Origin of the sequence: Thermosynechococcus sp. B3, assembly GCF_030323045.1 — a bacterium.
In the GTDB taxonomy this organism is placed as follows: Bacteria; Cyanobacteriota; Cyanobacteriia; order Thermosynechococcales; family Thermosynechococcaceae; genus Thermosynechococcus.
On record NZ_CP097584.1, the window covers coordinates 1289171 to 1313162 of the forward strand.

At 53.0% G+C, this 23992-nt stretch carries 26 protein-coding genes and 2 tRNA genes; 14 read left to right on the plus strand and 14 right to left on the minus strand.

Annotation, left to right across the window (positions count from 1 at the left end; translation table 11 throughout):
* Positions 1 to 6 precede the first annotated feature (6 nt).
* Together M0646_RS06550 and M0646_RS06555 are read left to right on the plus strand one after the other, a co-directional pair.
* Complete coding sequence (locus M0646_RS06550; RefSeq protein ID WP_286627116.1) at positions 7 to 879, plus strand: ParA family protein; 873 nt, start codon at positions 7 to 9, stop codon at positions 877 to 879.
* A 16-nt stretch (positions 880 to 895) separates the two neighbouring features.
* Entirely contained in the window at positions 896 to 1711 is an 816-nt protein-coding gene (locus M0646_RS06555; protein WP_286649981.1) for a ParB N-terminal domain-containing protein, read from the plus strand.
* Here the strand turns inward: M0646_RS06555 and chrA are convergent.
* On the minus strand, positions 1708 to 2937 hold the full coding sequence (gene chrA / locus M0646_RS06560) for a chromate efflux transporter (RefSeq protein ID WP_286649982.1): 1230 nt from the start codon (positions 2935 to 2937) through the stop codon (positions 1708 to 1710). The genes M0646_RS06555 and chrA overlap by 4 nt on opposite strands.
* Before the next feature lie 239 nt (positions 2938 to 3176).
* On the opposite strand from chrA, the gene M0646_RS06565 reads away from it, so the two are divergent.
* Entirely contained in the window at positions 3177 to 3347 is a 171-nt protein-coding gene (locus tag M0646_RS06565) for a hypothetical protein (protein WP_190278275.1), read from the plus strand.
* Between the two features lie 24 nt (positions 3348 to 3371).
* On the opposite strand, the gene M0646_RS06570 is transcribed toward M0646_RS06565, so the two are convergent.
* Both M0646_RS06570 and nblR read right to left on the minus strand, forming a co-directional pair.
* The gene (locus M0646_RS06570; RefSeq protein WP_149819253.1) at positions 3372 to 3884 is read right to left on the minus strand and encodes a DUF192 domain-containing protein; all 513 of its coding nucleotides are present in this window, start codon (positions 3882 to 3884) and stop codon (positions 3372 to 3374) included.
* Positions 3865 to 4554 carry a response regulator transcription factor NblR gene (nblR, locus tag M0646_RS06575; RefSeq protein WP_286627120.1) on the minus strand — a complete coding sequence of 230 codons (690 nt, stop codon included), beginning with the start codon at positions 4552 to 4554 and terminating at the stop codon, positions 3865 to 3867. Before nblR ends, M0646_RS06570 begins: the two co-directional genes overlap by 20 nt.
* Before the next feature lie 65 nt (positions 4555 to 4619).
* On the opposite strand from nblR, the gene M0646_RS06580 reads away from it, so the two are divergent.
* The 3 genes from M0646_RS06580 to frr all read left to right on the plus strand — a co-directional run bounded on the left by M0646_RS06580 (position 4620) and on the right by frr (position 6009).
* Positions 4620 to 4693, plus strand: a tRNA-Arg gene (locus M0646_RS06580).
* A 52-nt stretch (positions 4694 to 4745) separates the two neighbouring features.
* Entirely contained in the window at positions 4746 to 5474 is a 729-nt protein-coding gene (gene pyrH, locus M0646_RS06585) for a UMP kinase (protein ID WP_149819257.1), read from the plus strand.
* Positions 5461 to 6009, plus strand: coding sequence for a ribosome recycling factor (frr, locus tag M0646_RS06590; protein ID WP_149819259.1), 549 nt, complete (start codon positions 5461 to 5463; stop codon positions 6007 to 6009). The genes pyrH and frr overlap by 14 nt, the downstream gene beginning before the upstream one ends.
* 1 nt (position 6010) lies before the next feature.
* On the opposite strand, the gene M0646_RS06595 is transcribed toward frr, so the two are convergent.
* From M0646_RS06595 to M0646_RS06605, 3 genes are read right to left on the minus strand one after another with little or no spacing between them, the layout of a single operon-like run.
* Positions 6011 to 6649, minus strand: a complete 639-nt coding sequence (locus M0646_RS06595) for a histidine phosphatase family protein (RefSeq protein WP_149819261.1) — start codon at positions 6647 to 6649, stop codon at positions 6011 to 6013.
* A gap of 52 nt (positions 6650 to 6701) precedes the next feature.
* Positions 6702 to 7871, minus strand: a complete 1170-nt coding sequence (locus M0646_RS06600) for a SpoIID/LytB domain-containing protein (protein WP_286627121.1) — start codon at positions 7869 to 7871, stop codon at positions 6702 to 6704.
* A gap of 37 nt (positions 7872 to 7908) precedes the next feature.
* The gene (locus tag M0646_RS06605) at positions 7909 to 8637 is read right to left on the minus strand and encodes an HpsJ family protein (protein WP_149819265.1); all 729 of its coding nucleotides are present in this window, start codon (positions 8635 to 8637) and stop codon (positions 7909 to 7911) included.
* 214 nt (positions 8638 to 8851) lie between these two features.
* Here M0646_RS06605 and glmU point away from each other — a divergent pair, with 214 nt between their 5' ends.
* Positions 8852 to 10201, plus strand: coding sequence for a bifunctional UDP-N-acetylglucosamine diphosphorylase/glucosamine-1-phosphate N-acetyltransferase GlmU (gene glmU / locus M0646_RS06610; protein ID WP_286649983.1), 1350 nt, complete (start codon positions 8852 to 8854; stop codon positions 10199 to 10201).
* On the opposite strand, the gene M0646_RS06615 is transcribed toward glmU, so the two are convergent.
* The 7 genes from M0646_RS06615 to M0646_RS06645 all read right to left on the minus strand — a co-directional run bounded on the left by M0646_RS06615 (position 10198) and on the right by M0646_RS06645 (position 15166).
* Complete coding sequence (locus M0646_RS06615) at positions 10198 to 10530, minus strand: hypothetical protein (RefSeq protein WP_149819267.1); 333 nt, start codon at positions 10528 to 10530, stop codon at positions 10198 to 10200. The two genes, glmU and M0646_RS06615, sit on opposite strands and share 4 nt — an antisense overlap.
* Positions 10531 to 10584: 54 nt before the next feature.
* Positions 10585 to 10656, minus strand: a tRNA-Val gene (locus M0646_RS06620).
* Between the two features lie 52 nt (positions 10657 to 10708).
* Positions 10709 to 11413 carry an orotidine-5'-phosphate decarboxylase gene (pyrF, locus tag M0646_RS06625; RefSeq protein WP_226972032.1) on the minus strand — a complete coding sequence of 235 codons (705 nt, stop codon included), beginning with the start codon at positions 11411 to 11413 and terminating at the stop codon, positions 10709 to 10711.
* A gap of 24 nt (positions 11414 to 11437) precedes the next feature.
* Positions 11438 to 12034, minus strand: a complete 597-nt coding sequence (locus M0646_RS06630) for a DUF3611 family protein (RefSeq protein WP_286627124.1) — start codon at positions 12032 to 12034, stop codon at positions 11438 to 11440.
* 30 nt (positions 12035 to 12064) lie between these two features.
* A complete protein-coding gene (locus M0646_RS06635) occupies positions 12065 to 12901 on the minus strand; it encodes a sulfurtransferase (RefSeq protein WP_286649984.1) in 837 nt (278 codons plus the stop codon).
* Positions 12902 to 12907: 6 nt separating this feature from the next.
* Positions 12908 to 14059, minus strand: a complete 1152-nt coding sequence (locus M0646_RS06640; protein ID WP_286649985.1) for an NAD-dependent epimerase/dehydratase family protein — start codon at positions 14057 to 14059, stop codon at positions 12908 to 12910.
* Positions 14060 to 14152: 93 nt separating this feature from the next.
* Positions 14153 to 15166 carry a hypothetical protein gene (locus M0646_RS06645; protein ID WP_286649986.1) on the minus strand — a complete coding sequence of 338 codons (1014 nt, stop codon included), beginning with the start codon at positions 15164 to 15166 and terminating at the stop codon, positions 14153 to 14155.
* Positions 15167 to 15524: 358 nt separating this feature from the next.
* On the opposite strand from M0646_RS06645, the gene M0646_RS06650 reads away from it, so the two are divergent.
* The 7 genes from M0646_RS06650 to M0646_RS06680 all read left to right on the plus strand — a co-directional run bounded on the left by M0646_RS06650 (position 15525) and on the right by M0646_RS06680 (position 22780).
* Positions 15525 to 16112 (plus strand): Uma2 family endonuclease, encoded by a 588-nt coding sequence (locus M0646_RS06650; RefSeq protein ID WP_286627127.1) that lies wholly within the window; start codon positions 15525 to 15527, stop codon positions 16110 to 16112.
* Between the two features lie 21 nt (positions 16113 to 16133).
* Complete coding sequence (locus tag M0646_RS06655; protein WP_149819279.1) at positions 16134 to 16301, plus strand: ion channel; 168 nt, start codon at positions 16134 to 16136, stop codon at positions 16299 to 16301.
* Positions 16302 to 16312: 11 nt separating this feature from the next.
* A complete protein-coding gene (locus tag M0646_RS06660) occupies positions 16313 to 17995 on the plus strand; it encodes a DUF3685 domain-containing protein (RefSeq protein WP_286649987.1) in 1683 nt (560 codons plus the stop codon).
* A gap of 276 nt (positions 17996 to 18271) precedes the next feature.
* A complete protein-coding gene (locus tag M0646_RS06665) occupies positions 18272 to 20050 on the plus strand; it encodes an iron uptake porin (RefSeq protein WP_286649988.1) in 1779 nt (592 codons plus the stop codon).
* 94 nt (positions 20051 to 20144) lie between these two features.
* Positions 20145 to 21380 carry a S41 family peptidase gene (locus tag M0646_RS06670; protein WP_286649989.1) on the plus strand — a complete coding sequence of 412 codons (1236 nt, stop codon included), beginning with the start codon at positions 20145 to 20147 and terminating at the stop codon, positions 21378 to 21380.
* A complete protein-coding gene (gene purN, locus M0646_RS06675; RefSeq protein WP_315863013.1) occupies positions 21370 to 22011 on the plus strand; it encodes a phosphoribosylglycinamide formyltransferase in 642 nt (213 codons plus the stop codon). The genes M0646_RS06670 and purN overlap by 11 nt, the downstream gene beginning before the upstream one ends.
* Positions 22012 to 22159: 148 nt before the next feature.
* A complete protein-coding gene (locus M0646_RS06680) occupies positions 22160 to 22780 on the plus strand; it encodes a hypothetical protein (protein ID WP_286627134.1) in 621 nt (206 codons plus the stop codon).
* Between the two features lie 36 nt (positions 22781 to 22816).
* Here the strand turns inward: M0646_RS06680 and M0646_RS06685 are convergent, their stop codons facing one another.
* The gene (locus tag M0646_RS06685; RefSeq protein WP_286627135.1) at positions 22817 to 23983 is read right to left on the minus strand and encodes an aminotransferase class V-fold PLP-dependent enzyme; all 1167 of its coding nucleotides are present in this window, start codon (positions 23981 to 23983) and stop codon (positions 22817 to 22819) included.
* Positions 23984 to 23992 lie beyond the last annotated feature (9 nt).

Genomic DNA, 23992 nt, shown 5'->3' on the forward strand with positions numbered 1-23992 from the left:
AGAAGCGTGAAAGTTATTACCATTTATCACAACAAGGGTGGTGTGGGGAAAACTACTGTTGCTGTCAACTTAGCGGCTGCCTTTCGTTGTCGGGAAAAGCGGGTTTTGGTCATTGACATGGACTCTCAAGCCAATACGACCTTTGCCACTGGCTTAATGAGTTTTCTGTTTGAAGAGGAGGATACACTGCGGGATGCTCATATCTTCCATGTGCTCAGATATGCCGATGAGTATCCCATTGAAAAAGTGGTTAGGAAATCCCAGTCTTTTAATCACCCAGAAATTGATGTTGTCCCTGCCCATATTGATTTAGTGAGCATTGAAACCCGTGATCTACTGAAGGAGATTGATGCCATTCATCTACAACTGCTTATGAAGTTAGAAGCACTCAAGGATGCCTACGATATTGTCATCATAGATGCACCGCCAGCTTGGGATCTCTACGCCGAAATTGCCCTGATTGCCTCAGATTATCTAATTATTCCCTCAGATTTTAAGCCCTTTGCCAATCAAGGCCTAAAGTACGTCATATCGTTTGTTAAAGATATTAATCGACGATTTGCAGACTTGCGGGTAAAGTTGGGTAAAAAACCCTTAGATATTGTGGGAATTTTGCCCTCAAAAATTCATGGCCGAACTAGGAATTCAAGTAAGTTTATTGCTGTTCAAGAAGCAATTACGAATAAGTATCCTCTGAAAATTCTAGAGACAATTATCACAGAATGTGTTGATTTGTCCAGTAGTCTCAATCGAGTAATTACAGTTGGTGATAGTGAAATACCAGCACCTCAATCTATTTTTCGCTTTAAGCCCAATTCAAATTCGGCTCGTGAATTCAATGATTTGGTAGATGAACTCAATTGGATCACTCAGTCCTAGTCAACCCTAAAATGCAATGGTCAATAGCAAACGTATTCAATTGACAGCGATTGAACTGAGCCCTGACCTTGTGCCCGCAGATCAGGGAAGGATCGAGGAACTGGCTAGTTCAATTCTCAAAGCAGGTATCTGTTTTCCACCGCTAGTGGTACGGCGTTTGGGCGATCGCTTAGCCTGTCATCGCTTCAAACTCTTGTCAGGTCATCAGCAGTATTATGCTGCCCAAAAAGCCAATCTTAAAGAAATCAATGCCCTGATTCTTGAGGAAAACGACACGCCAGAAATAGAAGCTGCCATCCTCAATCAAATTCAGCCTAACTCCGCAATTTCTGAGGTAACAGAAGAACAAAAGCAAGAACAAACTACAGATCCTTTAGCTTTTGACTCACCAGCGAGCAACTCCAGCGGAAACCTTACCAAGACACTCCTTCAGCAGCTTCTAGAGCAAAATCAAGCCATTTTTCAGTCCCTAAAAGAAATGGAGGCAGCCTTAGTAAACATCAATGCCAAACTGAATAGCTTACCACGGTCACAAGTGTCACTGTCTACACCAACAACAATGCTATCAGCCTCCTCGGCAGATCGCAACCAACCTCAGTTAAAAATACGCTTGCTTAATCAAGGTTCCGAAGCTGAAATCCAACAGTGGCTTATAAATGCAGGAGTAAGTAAAAAAAGCAGTCGAAAATATATCAAAAAGATTATTGAATCTCGTACTCAATCTCCCTTTCAGTCTCTCATTCATCTTAAAGAAATTTTGAAACTGAAGTCTCAGACCCTTGCAAAACTCGAAAAGTGCCCTGTACCAGCAAGTTTGAGTTTTCCTCTCTAGGCCGTGCCAGTTAACCATTGGCCACCGCATAATCCAACTGTTGCTCCCACAGCAAGGGCGATCGCTGGGTGCCATTTGAGGCGCGTAATCGCTACAAGGGAAAAGACCAAGAGCACACTATTGAGAATGAGACTGACGGGCTGATCGAGGTGGAGAATGGCAGGCGCAAGGTTAATTGCTGCTGACAACACCATACCCACCACCGCAGGATTGACCCCTGCCAAAAATTGCTTCACCCGTTGGAGATGCTTCACCACTTGATAGTAGTGGGCAAGAGCAAACATCAATAATAGGGATGGCAAAAATAAGGCCACGGTTGCCAAAAAAGCACCACCAATACCAGCAACACGGAATCCCGCAAAAGTGGCAATGACAGCGATCGGCCCTGGGGTCAATTGACTAATAGCCACACCATCAATAAATTCCTGCTGCGTTAGCCAATGCAACTGATCGATCAACAGTTGTTTCAACACGGGGATCAGGACAAAGCCACCACCAAAGAAAACAATGCCCACTTTGAGGAAGGTAAGCACTAGGGTCAGCCACTGAACGGGTTGAGAAGAGGCAGTGGCCATTTGGGCAGCTTGGTGGGGTAGGGTCTGGATCGCTAGGGGTAAGCCAACGAGGGCGGATTTTTGGGAAGTTTGGAGTTTTGTGGTTTTTGTCGGTGGGCTGAGTTGGAGAATGAGACCAATGATGCCGCCACTGCCAAGGATGAGCAAGGGATTGATGTGGGTCAAACTGCCGAGACAGGCCGCAATGGCGATCGCGATCGTTACCGTCGAGCGCACAGACTTTTGCCCCATTGACCAGACTGCTGCCAAGATAATGCCAATGACCACTGGCGTTAGCCCCGCTAGGGCACCTTGCAACGAGGGAATCGTATGAAACCCAAAATAGAGCCAAGATAGTAAAATCACCGCCACCACAGACGGCAGCAGAAAGGTCAGACTACCCAACAGACCACCCCAAAATCCATGGAGACGATAGCCAATAAAGAGCGCCGTATTGACCGGGAACGATCCTAGGATTTGGCTGAGGGCAACCCCGTGCAGAAATTCATCAATGGCCAAGAGCCGCCGTCGCTTAACAAACTCATTTTCCATGAGGGCGATCATGGCAATTCCACCGCCAAAGCCAATACTGCCCAGTTTCAGAAATACAGCGGTCATTTCCCAGAGATTCAGAGGCAGGGGGGACGACGACTCTTCCTCGGACTCCAGCATGGCTTGTTCCCTCGCGATGGCTGTAGCTAATTATATTTTCTTATATTGCCATATAGTTAAACAACAAACAAGAGGGGGTAACGGCAATTGTGGATAAGGTAAAAAATGTGAAACAAACCTTGACAGGGTTTTGGCGCTTAATTTAGGATTTTGGCTAAATTATATTAGCCACAAAACTTCTTGCAAAAATTTAGACTATGCTCGACAAGTTCTCTAAATCACCGACCTACCTAAAGACTATGACCGCTATTGGCATCGTGGGTCTAATTTTTACTCTAATTGAAGAAAAAAGTAGTGAAAAAAAAGGAGATACAACGGCTGTAGAAGAGGCTAGGAAGCTAAGGGAGTTTATTACCAAAGCTACAGCACGGAATTTAATTAAATTGCTTTGGAATAATAACAACCCTTAAGAGTTAAGGAACCCTGTCCATCAATCAAGGCGCCAAGTACTGTATCTCTACAGGATCATTGACCTTAAGTCCCAATTCAGCGGCGCGGCCACCCGCCAGCTCTAAAACGGCATCCACGGGAATCCCGGATTCGTAGGTGGGGCAAGGGAGTGTTTGACAAGGGGGAGCTTCGGGGGCGATCGCCACTACTTTACCGTCCCTGAGAAAAATCAAGTCAAGGGGAATAAGGCAGTTCTTCATCCAGAAGCTGGCCACTTGAGGCGGAGAGATGGGAAACAGCATCCCGCGATCGCCCGGCAATTCAGGACGAAACATCAAGCCCAACTGCTGCTGTGCCGGCGTGCGCGCCACTTCCAACTGAATCCATGTATCGTGAATGCGTGCCTTGGCCGTAATGGGTAGATATTGCGGAATGCCGCGAACCATTTGCGGGGGTGCGGCCGGATCCCCTTGGCTCAGACTTTGACAGCCCAGCAGTAACCCCAACGTGACCAATCCCAGAACCAACCCGCGCATCTTACGCTTCACGGAGAACATAGCCCACTCCTCGCACTGTGTGAATTAACCGTTTTTCGCCATCGGGTTCAATCTTCAACCGCAGATAGCGAATATAGACTTCAATGACGTTGGATTCTCCCAAAAAGTCATAGCCCCAGACATTTTCTAAAATTTGCTCACGGGTAAGGACTTCGCGGGGATGCTCCATGAGAAACTTCAGTAGTTCATACTCCTTCATCGTTAGATCGATCGTGCGCCCATTGCGCTCCGCCCGCCGCGTCAAGAGATCAAGGGTCAAATTATCAAATCGCAACACCTCACTTTGGGTGACTGGCGGCTTCAGATAAAGCTGAATCATTTGCAAAAAGGGCTTGGGACTATAGGGCAGCAGTAGGTAATCATCGGCACCCGACTCCAGCACCGCCACCCGATCCTCTAGGCGATCGCTCTCCAGCATCAGTAGAATTGGCAAACTAATCCCCTGCTGGCGCAACCGCTGGCACAACTCCATACTGTTGAGCCGCCCCAAATAGCGGTCCATGATGATCAGGGCAGGCTGCCATTCTGCGCAGGCCAAGTGACATTCCTTTTCCGTTGTTGCAATCACAGGGTCATAGCCTGCGGCTTGGAGGTCTTGCCCCATGCGCTGTGACAAGTGGTTGTCAGCGCAGACCAAAAGTAAACGTGAAGGGGGAGAATTTAGCTCCATCTCAATCATCCCTACTATGAAGATCTTACTTTCAGCTTATGCCTTGTGGGAAAATGTTCAAAAATGCGCCCGTAGCTCAGCGGAATAGAGCACTCGCCTTCTAAGCGATTGGTCGTTGGTTCGAGTCCAACCGGGCGCGTCTAACCTGCTATCGTTGATGGGGAGCGTATTGGAGTGCAAGAATCCTCGCAATGAGTCCTAAATATCGCCGCGTATTGCTCAAATTGAGCGGTGAAGCCCTCATGGGCAACCTGAACTACGGCATTGATCCAAAAGTGGTGCAGGCATTTGCCAACGAAATTGCTCAGGTGGTGCAAGCGGGAGTTCAAACTGCCATTGTGGTGGGGGGTGGCAATATCTTTCGCGGTGTGAAAGGAGCGGCTGCTGGCATGGATCGGGCGACCGCAGACTACATCGGTATGATTGCCACCGTTATGAATGCCCTGACCCTGCAGGACGCCCTCGAACAAATGAATGTCCCTACGCGGGTACAAACTGCCATTGCTATGCAGGAGGTAGCCGAACCCTATATTCGTCGTCGTGCCATTCGTCATCTGGAAAAGGGACGAGTAGTGATCTTTGGGGCAGGATCAGGAAATCCCTTTTTTACCACTGACACAACAGCCGCCCTGCGAGCTGCCGAAATTGATGCGGAAGTCATTTTCAAAGCCACTAAAGTAGATGGCGTCTATGACGCCGATCCCCACAAAAATCCTAACGCGCGTCGCTACCGCAGTCTCACCTATACCCATGCCCTTACCCACAACTTAGCAGTGATGGACAGTACAGCGATCGCCCTGTGTAAAGATAATGATATCCCCATTATTGTGTTTAGTTTAGAAACGGCCGGTAATATCTACCGTGCCTTGACTGGGGAACCCATTGGTACGATGGTTGGAGGCTCCTGTGAAATTAGCTGATGTCGAAGAGCGGATGCAAAAATCGGTTGAAGCAACCCAGCATGACTTTAATAGTATCCGCACGGGTCGCGCCAACGCGGCGTTATTAGACCGGGTGATGGTGGACTACTACGGCACGGAAACCCCCCTGCGCTCCTTGGCCAATATCTCTACCCCCGATGCAACCACGATTTTGATTCAGCCCTACGATCGCTCCACATTGGCCAGCATTGAAAAAGCCATTCAACTCTCTGACTTAGGATTGACGCCCAACAACGATGGCTCCAGCGTCCGCCTCAATATTCCGCCCTTGACCACAGAGCGACGCAAAGAACTGGTGAAAACTGCCGCCAAAATTGCCGAAGGGGGCAAAGTTGCTATTCGCAACATCCGTCGTGATGCCATTGATCACATCAAAAAAGAGGGCAAAGCCGGCGAACTCACTGAAGACGAAGTGAAAGACTTGCAAGAGAAAGTGCAAAAGCTCACCGATAAATACATCGGTAAAATTGATGCCCTGCTCGCCGAGAAAGAAAAGGACATTATGACCGTATAGGCTAGGTGCCCGGCGAGTGCCGCAGTTCGGGACTCAGGTGCGATCGCTCCGCAAGGGCAAGGAGCAATGGCCCACGGGAGGTATATTCGACAATACTGACACTGGCTACTGGGGCAGCAATGCGATCGCGAAATCGTCCCACATCAATACCCAGAAGACCACAGAGCATAATCCGAATGGTGGCCTTGTGGGAAACCAGCAGAACATTGCCGTCGGGATACTCCCGCTCAATTTCTAGGAGAACGGCATTACTGCGGTAGTAGATGTCAATCCCCCGCTCACCCCCTGTGGGGGCATTCCAGCCCGGATCCGCCAGCCAGCGCACATAGTCATCGTGGAACTTGGCATTCACCTCTTCCGGGGAGAGGCCTTCCCACTGACCATAGTAAATTTCCCGCAGACCATCGCGAACCTGCATCTGGAGACCGACGCGATCGCACAAAAACTGTGCCGTGGTTCGCGTGCGCAACGTGGGACTGACAAAGACGGCTTGCCAAGGCAACTGAGCATAGTGTTCGGCAAAGGCCTCAGCCATCGCTAGACCGGCATCCGTTAAGGGTGGATCCAGTTCTCCACAGTAGGCATTGGCGCGACTAAAGCTAGTTTGCCCGTGGCGCAAGAAATAGAGTGTTAAGACCACAACCTTCACCCCATACCGCTAGGGGCAGCATAGTCGAGGGGCACAAAGCTCGTCAACGCTGAGTCGTGTCCAATACACTCAATGTAACGCCTTGGTAATAATGCCCCAAAATTTGGTCGTAGGTGTAGCCCTGTAATGCCATACCGTAAGCCCCCCATTGACTCATGCCCAAGCCATGACCGTGACCTCGGCCAGTAATTGTAAAGGCCACTGGCACACTGTGCCCCCCTTGACTGGCCACATTGCCATACTCTGGCGTAATTGTCAGTAGGGTACTGCGCAATCCCAACACCCGCCGTAGTTCACTGCCTGAAATGGTGCGGCTACCCGCTGTGCCCACCACTTGCACTGCCATGACTCGCCCTTGGGGGGACAATTGCAAGGGGCGAAAGCCAACGATGGTACCAATACCGGGGAGGCGTTGTTGCAGTTGTGCCGCGGTGAAACGCACCGTCCACTGAAAGTTGGGGGAGACTTGGTCAAAGTCAGGGGTACCGCGCAGGTAGGGAACGGCATTTTGCCAAATGTGCTCTGAATTTTCAGTGTGACCCCCTGAGGAGGCATGGAAGACGGCTTCAATGATTTGGCCATTGTAGGTGAGCACTTGACCGCGGGTGGCGGCAACGGCAGCTAGGGTACTGGCGGTTTCTGAACTGACCCCCGGATACACCTGATGGGTGACGGTGGCACCCACATCAAAAAGACTACCGGGACGACGGCGTTCGCGATCGCGCCGAAAGAGGACAAAGGAACGGGAGGCCACCGCTTGAGCTTTGAGGGCTTCCAGCGGCCAAGAGGGATACATTTCCTTACCAACGACACTGGGCAGATACTCCTCTAAATCCACAAGGTTGATGGCGATCATCCCCTCACTGGTACTCACCAATTGCAACCGCCCGCGATACCAGCGATCGCCCACCCGGACGAGGCCATTGTCTCGAGGTTCGAGGAAAACTTGCCGCCCCCGCACACCCCCTGCTTGTACCCCCGCCCCCGTGAGGACCGCCGTAATATTCTGCTGCGGTGCCACTGTCAGCACCCGACCCGCCTCATCCCGTAATTGCGCTGGGGTGGAGCTACTGATTGTTACTTGGCGTACCCGATCTAAAACCGCGACCCGCAATTCCACTGCTGCGGCCGTCAGTTGTAGGAGCAGGCTGATCAAGCAGCCAAGACCCAGCGACTGCGACAGAAGACGCCAACGCACAATGAGGTAAGGCATATTCTACTCCTCAGGTAGGCGGCAATGGTGACGATGCCTAGCGGTGCTCGCGCAGACCACTCCAACCAATGGTAATAAAGCCCACTGCCAATAGAAAACTACGAATGCCTACCCTTAGACGATTCACAAAGGCTTCCTGTTGCGCTCGATTCACCGCTTCTTGTTGCTGGTTGCGGATGCGCTCCCGTGCCTGACCCGCTTGTTTATCAAGGGCTTGGGGGTCTTTTTGTAACTGCTCGAGAATCGCCCGTTGATCGGGGGGGAGTTGATTGCTTTTCAGGAGTTGCTCCAGTTGACCGCTACTGGCCAGTTGTTTAATTTGCTGCTGTTCCTGCTCAACCCGAATTTCTGCCTGTGCTGCCTCTTGATTGATTTGGTTGACCGCCTGTTCCATAATTTGCCCCGTAATCGATAGGTAGAGGGGAATCCCCAGCAGGCAGAGCAATCCCAGCAAACTCGAGAGGACAAAGACCCAAAATCGCCAATCCTTGAGGGCAGGTTCCCCCGGCTCCGGCTGCGTCGTACTGCCAGAAACCGCTTGAATCCAAAAGCCAGTGTAGATAAAGACAAACCCAATCAAGGGGGTGGCACCGCGCTCAATGAATTGGTTGACGACCGTGAGTTGCCACTGGCTGTTATTGAACTGGGGAGTAATAAAGAGGATACCCCACTCGACCAAAAAGGTGAGGAGCAGGATGATTCCCACCAGTTTTAGGAACTGAGCCGCCAAGGGGACAGGTCGCTTGGTTGATTTGGAAGCGGTCATGGACTGTGAGTGACTCGTCAACTACTGCATCAACCTTACTGGATTTTGGTGCCGTTGATTCATCTTGGACCCATTGACTCGCCTATGGCGCTGCTATCTTTGGCTACCGCAACCTTGGTATACTCCAATTGTGCATGGCGCTGATGCGGCTGGGCTGCTTCTCCCCAGTATTGCTCGTTCGCCATCCCTTTGCGCATTGAGGCACAACAAATCCATGGTCATTGTGGCAGTCTTAGCGGCAGGACGAGGCACACGGATGAAATCCTCGCTGCCAAAAGTTCTCCATCCCCTAGGTGGGCGATCGCTGGTGGGCTGGGTTTTGCACCAAGTTCAATCTCTGCAACCGCAACGGCAGTTTGTGATCATTGGTTATGGGGGAGACACAGTGCGGGCTGCCTTAGCGGATCAACCCCACGTGGAATTTGTCGAGCAGCGCGAACAACTGGGAACGGGTCATGCGGTACAGCAGCTTTTGCCCCACCTCAAGGACTATGAAGGCCATCTTTTGGTACTTAACGGCGATGTGCCCCTCTTGCGTGGCGAGACGCTAGCACACTTGCTCGCAGTTCACCAGCAACACAACAATGCAGCCACCATTTTAACGGCACAAATTCCCAACCCCCAGGGCTATGGCCGTGTGATTTGTGACAGTCAGAATATCTTGAAGCAAATTATTGAAGACCGTGACTGCACCACAGCCCAAAAGCAAAACCGCCGCATCAATGCTGGGGTGTATTGTTTCCACTGGCCCCAACTTGCTGCTGTGTTGCCCTATCTCCAAGCCAACAATGATCAGCAGGAATACTACCTCACGGATGCCGTCAATGCCCTCAGTCCTGTGATGGCGGTGGACGTGGAAGACTATGAGGAAATTTTGGGCGTTAACGATCGCGTGCAGTTGGCGGCAGCCTATCAAGTGCTGCAAAATCGCATCAAAAATGCTTGGATGCAGGCGGGGGTGACCCTGATTGATCCGGCCAGTACCACGATTGAAGACACCGTTGAGCTAGCACCGGATGTGGTGATTGAACCCCAAACTCACCTGCGCGGCCAAACCCGTATTGGCAGTGGTAGCATCATTGGCCCCGGCACTTTGATTGAAAACAGTGTGATTGGCGAACGGGTGACGGCTCGCTATGCCGTGATTAGCGACAGTGAGATTGGCCATGATACCCAAGTGGGGCCTTTTGCCCACATCCGCCAGCAAAGTCTGGTTGCCGATCACTGCCGCATTGGTAACTTTGTCGAGCTAAAAAAAGCGCAGTTGGGCAGTGACACCAAGGCCTCTCATCTGTCCTACCTAGGCGATGCCACCTTGGGCGATCGCGTGAATATTGGTGCCGGCACGATTACTGCCAACTACGACGGTGTGCGCAAGCACCCCACCCATATCGGTAACGGCACCAAGACCGGGGCTAACAGTGTTTTAGTGGCTCCGGTAACCCTTGGCGAAAATGTTACGGTGGCGGCGGGTTCAACGGTCACAGAAGATGTACCGGATCATGCCCTTGTCATTGCCCGCTGTCGTCAAGTGGTCAAGCCCAACTGGCACCCCAAGGCCTAGCCCGCCCCACAGCAGGGTTCAATGCCCAGCCGCCGCAGGAGCAGATCACTCACCGCATTAGCAACCGCAAACTCGCTATAGAAGCTTTGGGAAAAATCAAACTCTTGCAACTCCGTGACCAGAGCCAAGAGAATGCCGCCAAGATCATGCTCCCCTTCCAGCCGCTGACGGCGGTACACTTGGGCGGCTCGCTGGGCGATCGCCAGATTCACAGCTTCCGGTAAATACTCGGTGTTGAGCCAATCGAGAAGAGCTGCCTCCAACCATGCCGCATCCGCAGTGCAGTCACCACAGGGGGGAAGTTGAAGCGGCGGAATTGGGGTACTCATGGCAGAGTCCTAAACTCGTCTGATTAAGTTCATCTTATAACTTGCAGTCAGCAATGGGCGATACTGGATTCGAACCAGTGACCCCTTCCGTGTGAAGGAAGTGCGCTACCACTGTGCTAATCGCCCTAGTTCAGACAATTTTTAATCATATCTTGGTTTGCAGGCTTTTGTAAATCGCTCAGACGAGGCGGCGGCAAATTTCATCAAAGGTTGCGGCGGGATCCGCTGCTTGTAAAATCGGACGGCCAATCACAAGATAAGAGGCACCAGCAGCAAAGGCGGCATTGGGCGTCAGCGATCGCGCTTGATCCCCTGTGGCAGTACCAAGGGGGCGAATCCCCGGACAAATTCTCAAGAACTCCTCTCCGCAGCGTTGTTTTACCCGTGCCGCCTCCTGAGGAGAGCAGACAATGCCCGCCAGTCCCGCTTGATGGGCCAGATCAGCCATGCGTTCAACATAGGTGGCCGGATCAAGGGGAATCTGGAGTTCTTGCTGCAGGGTGTTTGCGTCAATGCTGGTGAGCAAGGTCACCCCAATGAGTTGGGTGGCGCTTCCCCCTAGAGCCGCCTGCGCGCTTTTCAGACCCGCTAATCCCGTTGCCGCATGGATAGTCACAAAGTCCACGCCATAGGGGGCGATCGCCCGGGCTGCGGCGGCCACCGTATTGGGAATATCGTGGAGCTTCAAATCGAGAAAGATACGCTTCCCCTGATCCTTGAGGACATCGAGAATAATCGGCCCACTGGCACAAAAGAGTTCTAGCCCCACCTTCCAAAATTGCACTTGGGGCAGCGTATGAATAGTGGCGATCGCCACCTCCAAATTGGGCACATCCAAGGCCACAATAATTTTGCTGGCAACAGCCTCTTGAGAATTAAACAAGTCTCTTGGATCTCCTCAGACGATTCACAGGGGACGGCGCACACAGCGCAACAACCACAGCGCCACAATAATACCCGTCAACTGAGCGGCAATCGTATTCACCTTCGCCTGAATCACAAAAATCTCCAACGGCTCAATCAAGACATTAGTGGCATAGACCGCCGCCCCTTGGGGAATCGACAGCACCTTGAGCAACAACATTCCCACATTCCACTCGGCGGCAGCCACCGTAAAAATCATGCCAGCAATATTTACCCAGAGACCAATATTCAAGCTGCGGATCACGTGCTCCTTGGTCGGGCGTTTTTCTGGGCGATCCAAGCGTCGTCCCAGTTGCGGATAGCGATAGCAGCAGTAAATACTCACGCCTAAAAACACTAGACCAATAATCGCCAGCACTAAGCCCAGTGTGGGACTATTCATGCCATTTTGCGGACGATTGATATTGAATTGGCGACTAAAGATAACAATGATAATAATCAACAGCGAGACAAAGCCAAGGACGACCTGTGTCCAAAAGCCAATCCAGCCAAAGCGTTGCAGTTCACGGCCAAGACGGTGGAGAGGTTGGGTCGTACTGCGATGGGATGGTGGGGGGGCATTACCGGGAAGACGTTCCATGGTCGGGTGAGGAAGAGGGCTTAGGCTTGATCATAGCGAACGGCCATGGGGTGCCGCCAAGTAGGAACACCAATCGCTCCAACTGCCCGCATAGAGCTTGGTTTGATGCAGGCCAGCGATCGCCAGCCCCAAAATATCCACACAGGCGGTTACCCCCGACCCGCAATAGACAATGATTTGCTCAGCCGCAGCCAAGGGCTGCCAGTGGGCTTGCAGTTCGGCAACCGATTTGAGTCGCCCCTGTGCATCGGAGATGGCCTGCCACGGATAATTCACTGCTCCGGGAATATGACCTGCCACGGGGTCAATCGGTTCAATTTCACCGCGATAGCGACGGGGTTCGCGGGCATCCACAATCACTGTCTGGGGGGCAGCTTGAGCAGCTATCACGGCAGCGCGATCCACTACCCACTCCGGATGAGGATGGGGCTGGAAATTGCCCGGCCGAAGCGAGGGAACCTCAGTGGTTGTCGGATACCCAGCTTCGACATAGGCGCGATAGCCACCATCAAGCACCGCTGCGCGATCGTGCCCCAACCAGCGCAAAAGCCACCAGCAGCGAGCCGCATAGGCAAACCGTGAGTCATCGTAGGCCACCACTAGCGTCTCTGGAGTTACCCCGATCTCATTCAGCCGTGCTGCTAATTTCTCGGGATCAGGTAAGGGATGACGGCCGCCATGTTCTTGCCGAGGGCTGGAGAGATCCTGCTCTAGGTCGAGATAATAGGCACCCGGCAGGTGCCCTTGGGCATACTCCCGTTGCCCGCGCGTCGTGTCCATGAGGTCAAAGCGGCAGTCCACAATCACAACCGTTGGATCTGCCAAATGCTCAGTCAACCAAGAGGCCGTTACGGCATAGGGGGGCATAGGAGCTTAGGCGCGCCATTTCACTTTCGGGAGAATGTGATTGACATCCACTCGGTCTTTGTATTTGATGGCAAAGTTCAGCAGGGAGTCAAGGAGCGAATCCGACAGGTAGTGGGGTTGCAGTCCCAGATCCAGCAATTTGGTGTTTTTGGCGTTGAAGTAGTGCTCTTCTTTTTCAACACGGGGGTTTTCGAGGTGCTGGATTTCCACCTTGAGGCCGAGGGCTTTACCCGCTTCTTGAACTTTGTGGGCAAGGTCGCCCACACTAAACTGTTCTGTAAACTGGTTGAGGACGCGGAATTCACCCGGTGCGGCGGGGTTGTTAACGGCCAATTCGATACAACGCACGGTATCGCGAATATCCAAGAAGCCGCGAGTTTGCCCCCCCTTGCCATAGACCGTCAGGGGATGACCAATGGCAGCTTGAATACAGAAGCGATTGAGGGCGGTGCCAAAGATACCGTCGTAGTCAAGGCGGTTGATCAGCAATTCATCCATGCCCGTTTCTTCGGTGAGCACGCCATAGACTACCCCTTGGTTCAAATCGGTGGCACGCAAGCCCCAAATGCGGCAAGCAAAGTGAATGTTGTGGCTATCGTGAACTTTACTGAGGTGATAGAAGCTACCGGGCTGCTTGGGATAGGGCAATGTATCTTTGCGACCATTGTGCTCAATGGTGATGTAGCCCTCTTCAATGTCAATGTTAGGAGTGCCGTATTCACCCATGGTGCCCAGTTTTACAAGGTGGCAGTCAGGGTTGTGGGTATGGATAGCGTACAGTAGGTTGAGGGTGCCGACCACGTTATTGAGTTGGGTGAGGACGGCGTGTTCCCGATCAATCATGGAGTAGGGGGCGGAGCGCTGTTCGCCAAAGTGGACGATCGCCTCGGGCTGAAACTCCAGCATGGCGCGCTCAAGGAAGTGATAGTTACAAATATCGCCAATATAAAGGCCAATCTTTTTGCCAGTGAGATCCTGCCAGCGTTGCAGACGGTGCTGAATGGGGGCGATCGGCGTGAGGGTTTCGACACAGAGTTCAGCATCCCAATGACGCCGAATGAGGCTATCCAAAATCGCCACATCATGGCCACGATTTGAAAGGTACAGGGCTGTCGCCCAGCCGCAATAACCATCACCGCCAATTACGAGGACTCTCATGCTAACCGTGCTGAAATCGATAATTACTCCGCCAGCCATTGAATGGCTTCCATACCACGTTACCAGTAATGGGGACATCGGTGATCCACTGGTTTAGAATTCGGGAGGAGAATCTAGGGCATTCGTTTCTCTTTCTGAGAAGATATGCAGTTTAACAATTTGTCCCGCTAATTCAATTTGCACCATATCCCCAGAGAGAAAATCCAAGGCTTCTAATAGGGCCTGTAATTGCGGTGTGCTGGCACCCGATGCTTGGTAGAGGCGATCGCTCAAATGGCTGAGGCGCTGCCACGTGGTATAAAGCCGAGCAATGGTGCTTTCCAGTTGCGCTGCCTGCTGGAGAAGATCGGCAACGGTTTGCAGTTGTTCAAGGCGCTGGGCTTCGATCAGGACTTGTTCCAGATCCACAGGGTGGGCGTTGAGGGCTTGAATTTGGAGAGCGGCCTCCAGATAGCGGCTGAGTTGGCGAGCCGTCGCTGTGATTTCCTTAACCGTTTCCACACTGGGGTCGCTGGCCAGCTCTTGGGAGAGTTCCTGCTGCTGTTGGGGGGGGAGCTTTTCTAATTCTTTGACTAGAGGAGCGATGTAGCGGGGGGCAAGGGTGCGATCGCTGGCCTTTTGGCGCACCACTGGCGGTAGGAGATCAGAGTGCAGAGCCGTCCATTCCGCTTGCAGTTGGCGCACTTCACGGTGGGTAATGCGATCGCCCGCTGCTGCGGCTTGGGTAATCAGGGCTTGCACCTCAGGATCCGCTGCGGCGGTTTCCAAAAAGGCGCGTTTACTAAAGCGAGCAATGGCTTCGGGGGGCAGGGGACGTTCCTTGAGCAATTCATCGGCGCGATCGGCCAACTGAATCAAATCATCGGCACGGCGTTTACTGATTTCGTGTTCCTGGAGCCACTGCTGAAAGCCTATCCCCCGTTCATCCCCTTGATGGCGATAGCGATCGCGCACGGCTCGCAAAATTTGTCCCCGCCAGATCTCCGTTTGCAGGTCAAAGCGTTCACACACCTGCCACGCTTGGCGTACCTGTTGGAGAAATTCCTCTTCCGAAAGGGGCGTATCCGCCGCCGGAATGGGCAAAACAAAATCAGGCGTTGGCTCCATCGGTCGGAGAAAAGCACAGCTTCAGCAGTATAGCCTACCCCAAACAGTAGGGATAACCATCCCGTGCGGCAATATAGGCAATATAGACCTTGCCGTCCCAAACAACAGGTGAAATTCGCTGTCATCGGGAACCCGCGTTTGGGCTTCACACCATTAGCGGAGGGTCAAACTGGCTACCAAGGCTGCATTTCCCCAGAGGAGTAAGCGGTTGATTTGGCGACGTTTCACTGACAGACTTTGTCCCAAGAATTGACCACGCTCAAAACCCTAGTAGAAGAACATTTCACCGTGTACCCCATATGTTAGAAAGGGGCGTTGAATTGCTTAGGATTGAACTATCGCGTTGACGGGAACTCTGATGACCACAGTATTGGAGCCAGCGGTCACGTACCTCACTCCGGAAGCTTACTTAGCTCAAGAAGTGGTGGCAACGGAACGTCATGAGTATCGCCAAGGAGAACTTTACACTATGCCCGGGGGCAGCGTTAATCATAACGAGTTGGTTCGTTCCTTAACTGTTCTGTTGAGTTTGGCACTCAAGGGACAGCCCTACCGCGTCTTTGTCACAGATCAACGCCTCTGGATTCCGGAAACGCAGTCGTACTACTATCCTGATGTCATGGTGACGCCGAAGCCGGTGCCCTTGGTGGCGGGACGCAACGATGTGGTGATGCAGCCGATTTTCATTGCTGAGGTTTTATCGCCTTCGACAGCGGATCGCGATCGCGGGACAAAATTTTTCGACTATCGCCAGATTCCAACCCTGCAAGAATATCTCCTGATTAGCCAAGATCGCCCCTGTGTTGAACAATATTTGCGGCAGGCTGAATATCAATGGCTGCTCACGATTTGGCAAGATATTACGCAGGAGCTACTACTGCCCTCGTTACAGACTTCCTTAAAACTCAGTGATCTCTATGCAGACGTTGAGTTAGGTGAGTCCTAAAAAGAATTCCTTGACTGACCTGTGCCATGCCTTACCCATCTCACCAGCGTGGGCTATGGCGATATTACTGCCACAAGTCCTTTAGCGATGGCGATCGCCAATCTTGAGGCCATTTTTGGTCAAATGTATTCAGCAATTGTCATGGCACGGCTGGTCAGTCAATATCTGAATAGTCCCAACCCCAACTAAGTCTTGCGCAAATGTCGATGTCCCCTATCACTGCTGATGCCTCCCCCAACTTTGGTCTCATCATTGTCGAGGGAGAGGATGTGGTGCGCCTTGGCCTTTGGACAGGAATTCAGCAGCAGTTGGGGATTGAGCCGCTGGTCTTTCACGATGGCCATGGTCTGATCACCTATCTGGAAAACACGCCCCTCGATCAAGAACGCACGCCTTGGATTGTTCTCTGTGATGCCCAACTCACAGTGAATGATGCCACTACCCCTTGGCTGTGGCAGTGGTTGAAGCAGCACTATCCTACCCTGCGGATAATTCTCACTGTCCGACCCGCTGCCCTTGAGTTAGTTTCCCTTGCCCAACAGGCGGGTGTCGAAGGCATTTACCATCGCAATACGGCGCTGAGTGATCTCTTGGCGGGAATTCTGGCCATTGCCCAAGGGGAAATCGTTCACACCGTCACGCCTCCAAAACCCCCCTTGAGTGTGCTCTTTCCCAATCCGTGGGATCGTTGGCGGTATCAGGTTCTGCAGCAGGGATTGGGGGAAATGGATGCGTGGTTACAGGCTTTGGATCAGTACTTGGGGCGATCGCGCCTCTCTGCCCTCGAACGGCTGGTGTGTGAAGGTCGCCATCGGGAAATTCGTGCTGCCCGCTGGTTAGTCTCCCGTTTCTTGCCACACCCGAGTCAAGCCCCTCCTGCGCCAGTGGTGCCCCCCGTGCGTCCGCAGATTGAGATCATTTCCCAATTGGTGGATCGCTGCTTACAACGGATGCAGTCGGATCTCTTGAACCTAACGTCGCGGCCTTTGGAGTTAGAGGTGCTCACCCTACAACAGCGGCGGGAACTGCTCTATACCATCCTGCGGCAGTGGGATCTCCTCGTGCGCACTTTACAAGCAACACCACCCAGTATTGAATTTCTGCACCAGCGGGGTAGCTCCCTACTGCAAGACCTGTGGGAACAGAGCCTGCGGGAGTTTTTTCGTCCCTATCGTTTTGCCCTCGGCAGTGACGCCGATCTGATTGAGCAATTGCTCACAGAAAGAGAAACTGTGGCCAGCGTTTATCTGAAGCCAATCCCCTTTGTGGCGGAGATGCTGGCTCATTTACTGGTGCAACAGCCCCTCGTGATTCATCAGCAGACCTATCGCTACGGCACCGCTGCCGCCTTGGAAATCCTCGATGCCCTCCTTGATCATTGGCTCCTCACTGTCGCCAATGGCATTGTCTATCCGCTGCTGAATCGGTGTTGCTATAGTGCAGTGATTCAACAGACATTTTTTCAGCCGCAATACACCTCAACGCGGGAAATGGAACGCTTTCGCAACGCTCTCTCTTGGCATTACCGCTGGCGGCGCTGGGTCAAGGAACCCCAAGATATCTTTGAAAGTCGTTTGGTCTTACTGCGGCTCACGGAGCGAGGAATTCAGGAACTAGCGCTGACCGTCCCCCGTCAACAGGAACTGATGCAACTCGAGGGGATTCCCTACGCTCTGACCTTGGCGCTGGAGGCGCGCGATGCTTTAGCCCCCCCAGTACGGGCAGTGGTGGCTTGGGTCGGCAAGGGAGTGGTGTATCTGCTGACGCAGGTGATTGGTCGCGGTTTGGGACTCATTGGTCAGGGCATTTTGCAGGGAATTGGTCAATCCGTTGGCAGTGGCTGGAGTCGCTCTGAAGCCCAAAAAACCTCATCCAAACCTTGAGCTGGCCTAATTCTTAAACGGCTCCTAACCTTGAGATAACCTTAAGCCAACGAACACGGTGTTAGAATCTGGCTGGTAAGTAACTATCTCTGCCCCTTGGGGGATAGTTTCTATGAGATGTGCTAAAGCCTCTGTAAGAAAGTCTGATAGCTCAGCTTGCTGGCAGATGAATAACTTTAGCGAGCATCTCAGTAGGATCAATAATTGAAGGAGAATTCTGTCTTAGGGACTCGTTCTTTAGGACAAGTTCATTGAGGAGTGAAGGAGTAAGACGTTATGTCCCGCATTTTTCCGGGGTTGGTTTTGACCTCGCCTATTTTATTGTTGGGTGTGCTGGCAGGTGCAGCAACAGCCGCTGATACCGCTTTGAGCAACTTCAGTAGCACTCAGTTTCAAACCCCTACTGCTGGTGCTGAATCCCTAACCACACTGCCCACCAGCACGACACTTGTTGCCCAAAATCGCCGCAGCAACCTCTCTGTGCCCTCAGTGGCCGAACTAGAAGTGGGGCGTGTCCCTACGACATCGAGCATGGGTCAAGTGACCTCTGTAAGCCAACTCTCGGATGTGCGCCCTACAGACTGGGCCTATCAGGCCTTGGCCTCTCTTGTCGAGAAATACGGCTGTATTGCCGGTTATCCCGATGGCACCTTCCGTGGCAATCGTGCCGCTACTCGTTATGAAATGGCAGCCGCTTTGAATGCCTGCCTCGATGTAATTAGCGATCGCTTTGCCACCAAGGAAGACCTTGAAACCCTGCGCCGCCTGATGCAAGAATTTGCCAATGAACTCGCCGTCATCAAAGGCCGCGTCACCAACCTTGAAGGCCGCGTCGCCAACCTCGAAGCCACTCAATTTGCCACCCTCACTAAGCTCAACGCTACGGTTATCTTCAACGTCTCCGATATATTGACGAACGAGCGGGCACTACGTCCTGGTGCAGGTGGTGCGCAACCCGCAATTGATGATAACACTGTTGTTAACAACCGCGTTCGTCTCAACCTCGATACCAGCTTCTATGGCAAGGATCGCCTACGGTTGCGCTTGCAAGCAGCTAATATTACTGGTTATGCCGCATTGATGGGCACCAATATGGGGCGCCTTGGCTATGATGGCACTAATAACAACCAATTTGAACTGCAAAAAGCCTTCTACAGCTTCCCAGTGACCCGTCGCGGTCAAATGATCCTAGATTTTGTGGGGGGTGAGTTCAACGACAATGTCAACAATTTCAACCCCTTCCTCCAATCCAGTGATACGGGTGCCCTCTCTCGCTTTGGGCGTTATCATCCCATCTACCGTGCTGGGAGTGCTGCCAATGCTGCGGGTGTGACCTTTAAGTACGACCTCATCCAAAATAAGGAACGGGGCACCGGCGTCACCCTCAATGTGGGCTACCTTGCACCCTTTGCCAACGACCCTGATCGAGTTGCGAACAATGGCCTCAATGGCTTCTTTGATGGTGCCTATGCTGCTTTGGCTCAGGTGGATGTGCGCCCCATGAAAAACCTCGCCTTGGGGGTGACCTACACCCACTCCTATGGCCTTGATCCCTTTGGGGGAACAGGTAGCTCTGGTTTCCGCTCAGCGGCAAACCCTTTGGGGAATGCAGCTAACAACGTGCCTAACCAAGCAGCGGATGCGGTGGGCTTCCAGTTTACCTATCGCCCGATCAAGCAGTTGAATGTTGCGGGCTGGGCAGGGTATGCCAATGTTTATGGTGTTCGAGGTGTTGCTCTAGCAGGTGGCCGCCGTGAAGCTGAAATTGTCAACTGGGCCATTACCTTTGCTTCCCCTGACCTCTGGCGGAAGGGAGATGTGCTGGGTCTTGTTTTTGGCCAGCCCCCGCAGCTCATTAGCATCACAAACGTCCCTGGTGTTCTTGGCGAAAGTTACACGCGCTTCAACTCCTATCACCTAGAGGGCTTCTACCGCTTTGCGGTGAGTCGCAATATCTCGATTACCCCTGGGGTGATTGCCATCTTCAACCCCAACAGTAACTCAAACAACGATCCCATCGTTGTTGGCGCTGTGCGGACAACCTTTAGCTTCTAAATCCTCACCGACCTGTTTCCCCCTCCCTGTGAGGGGGATTTTTTTATGTGGGGACGATAGAATAGGGGCGAGGCGTTGTCAATGGATTTGTGGGGTGAAATACTGGGCAATTCTCGGCGTCGGTGTTGCACTATTGGGAATGCCGTCAGCACTGGGGGGCACCAGTACGCTCAAGGATGCTCCCAAGGCTTTGGTGGATGAGGCGTGGCAAATTATCTACAGAAGCTATCTGGATCGCAGTTTCAATCGTCTGGATTGGCAGGCCATTCGTCAGGAGTTGCTCTCCCAACCCTATGGCGATCGCGAGGCCGCCTATCGGGTGATTCAACAAACCCTTGTCCGCCTCAATGATCCCTATACCCGCTTTCTGCCGCCCCAAGCGTACCGTCAACTGCTCCTGCAAACCCAAGGCCAGCAGGTGGATGTGGGTCTCACCCTCGTGGAGTCGGGGGAACTCTTTCGCATTCAGGCAATCCAAGCGGGGTCGGTGGCTGCCAAGGCGAATTTGAAAGTGGGAGATGAAATTCTGGCCATTAACGGTCGGGGGAGCGATCGCCTGACCTTGGAGCGAGCCAATCTGGCGTTGCGAGGGCCAGCGGGGAGTAAGTTGCGCCTACTGGTGCGCCGTGAGGGCAAACCCCAACCCTTTAGTGTCGAACTCACCCGCGCCGGTGAAATTCCGCGTACAGTGAATTTTCAGGTTCTGAATCATCCTCGGGTGGGCTACATTCGCCTCAGTGGTTTTAATAGCCGCTCCCAACAAGAGATGCAAGAGGCGATCCAAATCCTGCAACGAGAGAAAGTTCAAGGCTTCATTCTGGATTTGCGCCACAATTCGGGGGGGCTCCTAGAAGCCGGCATTGAAATTAGCCGCCAATGGCTCGATTCTGGGGTGATTGTGCGCATTCAGCAAAACCAGCGAGAAGAGACGATTCGTGCCCGCCAACGTGCCTTGAGTCAGTTGCCCCTTGTGGTCTTGGTGAATCAGGCCTCCGCCAGTGCCAGTGAAATTTTAGCCGCTGCTTTGCAGGATCAGGGGCGCGCAACCGTGGTGGGGACACCGACTTTTGGTAAGGTGCGGGTTCAAGCGGTTCATGAACTGGGGGATGGCTCTGCCCTCGTGGTAACGGTAGCTCGTTATCTGACGCCAAAGGGTCGCGATATTGCCGCAGGGGGGATCACCCCCGATGTGCTGGTGACGGTCGATCCCAGTAGCGATTTGGAATTGCGGCTCAATCCGAATTTGGTGGCACGACCCACGGATCCAATGGTGACCAAGGCCTTAGAATTATTGAGCACTAAAATCAGTAATGCCCATCATGTCCAGTGAGGCTCTTGTTGTGCCATCGGCACCCACGATCGCGCCCGCGCCCCATCCCCTGCGGTTAGGGGTTTTAGCTTCTGGCAATGGCTCCAACTTTGCTGCTCTCGCCGAAGCGATCGCCCAAGGGGAATTGGCTGCCCAGATTCAAGTTCTGATTTACAACAATCCCGATGCCTTTGTCGCAGAGCGGGCAAAACAGTGGCAGATTCCCAGTGTCCTCCTCAACCATCGCCACTACCCCAACCGCGAAAGTCTGGATGCGGCCATTGTCGAAACTCTCAAAGCCTATGGGGTCGAGTGGGTAGTGATGGCGGGCTGGATGCGGATTGTGACGCCTGTCCTCCTCAATGCCTACCCCCAGCGGGTAATTAACCTCCACCCCAGTTTGCTCCCCAGTTTTCGGGGATTGCGTGCCGTTGAGCAGGCCTTGGCAGCAGGTGTGAAAATTACTGGGTGTACCGTCCATCTGGTGGAAGAGGAAGTGGATAGTGGCCCAATTTTAGTCCAAGCGGCGGTGCCGGTTCTCCCCGATGATACGCCCGCAACCCTCCATGCCCGCATTCAAGTCCAAGAACACCGCATTCTCAAGCAGGCGATCGCCGACATTGCCGCACGGCAATCACAAGCTTCCTGCTGATCCTTGGCCAATAGAAGGATCTCTCAGGGCGAGGGTTCACCCTTTTTTCTGATTGGCTTGGGAATTGCGTCAGCATCCTTTTCTCAGTGGAGAGCATTGATTCGGGTTAGGATTGGGGATGTATCCGTGAGCAATTGTTAATCCAGTCATGACGCAGGCATACACCCCTGAAGATGTTTGGCGGTTATTGGGGGAGCTATTAGAGGCTCAGAAGGAAACAGAACGCCGCTTCCAAGAAACGGAGCGCCAATTTCAGGAGACGGATCGGCGATTTCAAGAGACTGACCGAAGTTTCCAAGAAACAGAACGCTTGCTGCGCGAAGAAGCGCGCCAACTCAACCAGCAACTGGGGAAACTGGGCAATCGCCTTGGGGAATTCGTGGAATGGCAGGTGCGCCCCGCCGTGCTGCGCTTATTTCAGAGTCGGGGAATTGCCGTCTCTCAACTTTACAGCGATGTCATTCTCCAAGACGGCAACGAGAGTTTAGAAATTGATCTGCTAGTCGTCAATACCAATCAAGCGGTTCTCGTCGAGGTGAAAACCAAACTGAGCCAAGGGGATGTGGATGAGCACTTAGAGCGGATCGCGAAATTTCGTCGTTTGGCACACCAGTATCGGGACACCAAGCTCTTGGGCGCCGTAGCAGGGATGATCGTACCCCCTGAAGTAGCTCGCTATGCCTATCGGCAAGGTTTGTTTGTGCTGGCGCAATCAGGAGATGGGGTGGCGATTCTCAATGATGCGCAGTTTCAGCCTCGGATATGGTAGGTGACTCTAATCGCTCTAATTCAATTCTCAAGCGTCCTAAGGATGATTCTGGAGCCAGTGTTTGAGGGCAGCAACAAGGCGATCGCACTCCTGCGGCAGCGTAAAGTAATGCACACAGGCTCGCACCGAGGCAGGATAGAGCAATTCCCGCACCAAGATATTCTCTGCCTCAAGGTCTTGCACCAATTGGCGATGCTGACCATTGGCCAACTGAAAGGCCACCAAGCCCGACGGCGGCGGCACGGGACTCAAGCAGGTCAAACCCACCATGCCCTGTAACTGTTGCCAAAGATAATGACTCAGCTCACAAATGCGCTCATATCGCGCTTGGGCAGTCCCCCATTGATCATGCACCCGCAGGGCAGTGGTTAACCCCGGTACCAAGGAAAAGGTGGTTGTGGCCACTTCAAAGCGACTGGCATCCTCCTTCCAGCCTGCCGGTTGGGCATCACGGGTTTGATGAATGCCGCGCCAGCCAATGAAGGTGGGTTCCAACGTCGGCAGGCGATCGCGCCGAATATACAGCCCTCCTAGCCCCGCAGGGCCACAGCACCACTTGTGCCCCGTAAAGGCATAGTAGTCCACCCCCAAGGCGGGTAAATTGAGGGGCACCATGCCCACCGTCTGGGCACCATCTGCCAAGACTTGGATGCCGCGACGATGGCAAACGTCAACAATCTTTTCTAACGGCAAAAGTTTCCCGGTATTCCACAGCAAATGACTGAGAACCACCAAGCGTGTGCGGGGATGGAGTCGGGCTTCAATGGCGGCCACCTCATCCTCACACCAGGGCCAAAAGGCCACCCGATCCACCACCACTCCCAACCGCCGCGCCAATTGTTCGGTAATGGCCACGACCCCCGGATGCTCACAGTTAGAAATCAGCAGGCGATCGCCCGCTTGCCAGTTGATCCCCCAGAGAACGATATTGCAGCCAGTGGTTACAGAATCCGTGAGGGCAATGGTCTCGGCGCTTGTCCCCAAGAGCCGCGCCAGTTCTTGCCGCAGGGTTTGCAGTTGTTGACTCAGCCAGGGAAAGACGCGATTGGCAAAGGGGCCTTCCTCTTGAATGTGGCGATCGCTCTGGATGATGGCCTGCCATGTGTCTTGGTGCAGCGGCCCTTGTCCCCCATAGTTGAGGTAGATCTTATTCAGTAGGGCGGGGTAGGTGTCGTGGTAGGCGCGCAGTGTCTCTAGGTTCATCGATAGTTA

What these genes read in the sequence shown, in the direction of transcription:
- M0646_RS06665 (WP_286649988.1), top strand. Translation starts at nt 18,272, where the DNA reads ATGTCCCGCATTTTTCCGGGGTTGGTTTTGACCTCGCCTATTTTATTG.
- chrA (WP_286649982.1), bottom strand. Translation starts at nt 2,937, where the DNA reads ATGCTGGAGTCCGAGGAAGAGTCGTCGTCCCCCCTGCCTCTGAATCTC.
- M0646_RS06660 (WP_286649987.1), top strand. Translation starts at nt 16,313, where the DNA reads ATGTCGATGTCCCCTATCACTGCTGATGCCTCCCCCAACTTTGGTCTC.
- M0646_RS06685 (WP_286627135.1), bottom strand. Translation starts at nt 23,983, where the DNA reads ATGAACCTAGAGACACTGCGCGCCTACCACGACACCTACCCCGCCCTA.
- M0646_RS06645 (WP_286649986.1), bottom strand. Translation starts at nt 15,166, where the DNA reads ATGGAGCCAACGCCTGATTTTGTTTTGCCCATTCCGGCGGCGGATACG.
- M0646_RS06615 (WP_149819267.1), bottom strand. Translation starts at nt 10,530, where the DNA reads ATGAGTACCCCAATTCCGCCGCTTCAACTTCCCCCCTGTGGTGACTGC.
- pyrH (WP_149819257.1), top strand. Translation starts at nt 4,746, where the DNA reads ATGAGTCCTAAATATCGCCGCGTATTGCTCAAATTGAGCGGTGAAGCC.
- M0646_RS06650 (WP_286627127.1), top strand. Translation starts at nt 15,525, where the DNA reads ATGACCACAGTATTGGAGCCAGCGGTCACGTACCTCACTCCGGAAGCT.
- M0646_RS06640 (WP_286649985.1), bottom strand. Translation starts at nt 14,059, where the DNA reads ATGAGAGTCCTCGTAATTGGCGGTGATGGTTATTGCGGCTGGGCGACA.
- M0646_RS06565 (WP_190278275.1), top strand. Translation starts at nt 3,177, where the DNA reads ATGACCGCTATTGGCATCGTGGGTCTAATTTTTACTCTAATTGAAGAA.
- glmU (WP_286649983.1), top strand. Translation starts at nt 8,852, where the DNA reads ATGGTCATTGTGGCAGTCTTAGCGGCAGGACGAGGCACACGGATGAAA.
- M0646_RS06555 (WP_286649981.1), top strand. Translation starts at nt 896, where the DNA reads ATGGTCAATAGCAAACGTATTCAATTGACAGCGATTGAACTGAGCCCT.
- M0646_RS06600 (WP_286627121.1), bottom strand. Translation starts at nt 7,871, where the DNA reads ATGCCTTACCTCATTGTGCGTTGGCGTCTTCTGTCGCAGTCGCTGGGT.
- M0646_RS06605 (WP_149819265.1), bottom strand. Translation starts at nt 8,637, where the DNA reads ATGACCGCTTCCAAATCAACCAAGCGACCTGTCCCCTTGGCGGCTCAG.
- M0646_RS06635 (WP_286649984.1), bottom strand. Translation starts at nt 12,901, where the DNA reads ATGCCCCCCTATGCCGTAACGGCCTCTTGGTTGACTGAGCATTTGGCA.
- nblR (WP_286627120.1), bottom strand. Translation starts at nt 4,554, where the DNA reads ATGGAGCTAAATTCTCCCCCTTCACGTTTACTTTTGGTCTGCGCTGAC.
- M0646_RS06680 (WP_286627134.1), top strand. Translation starts at nt 22,160, where the DNA reads ATGACGCAGGCATACACCCCTGAAGATGTTTGGCGGTTATTGGGGGAG.
- purN (WP_315863013.1), top strand. Translation starts at nt 21,370, where the DNA reads ATGTCCAGTGAGGCTCTTGTTGTGCCATCGGCACCCACGATCGCGCCC.
- M0646_RS06630 (WP_286627124.1), bottom strand. Translation starts at nt 12,034, where the DNA reads ATGGAACGTCTTCCCGGTAATGCCCCCCCACCATCCCATCGCAGTACG.
- M0646_RS06570 (WP_149819253.1), bottom strand. Translation starts at nt 3,884, where the DNA reads ATGTTCTCCGTGAAGCGTAAGATGCGCGGGTTGGTTCTGGGATTGGTC.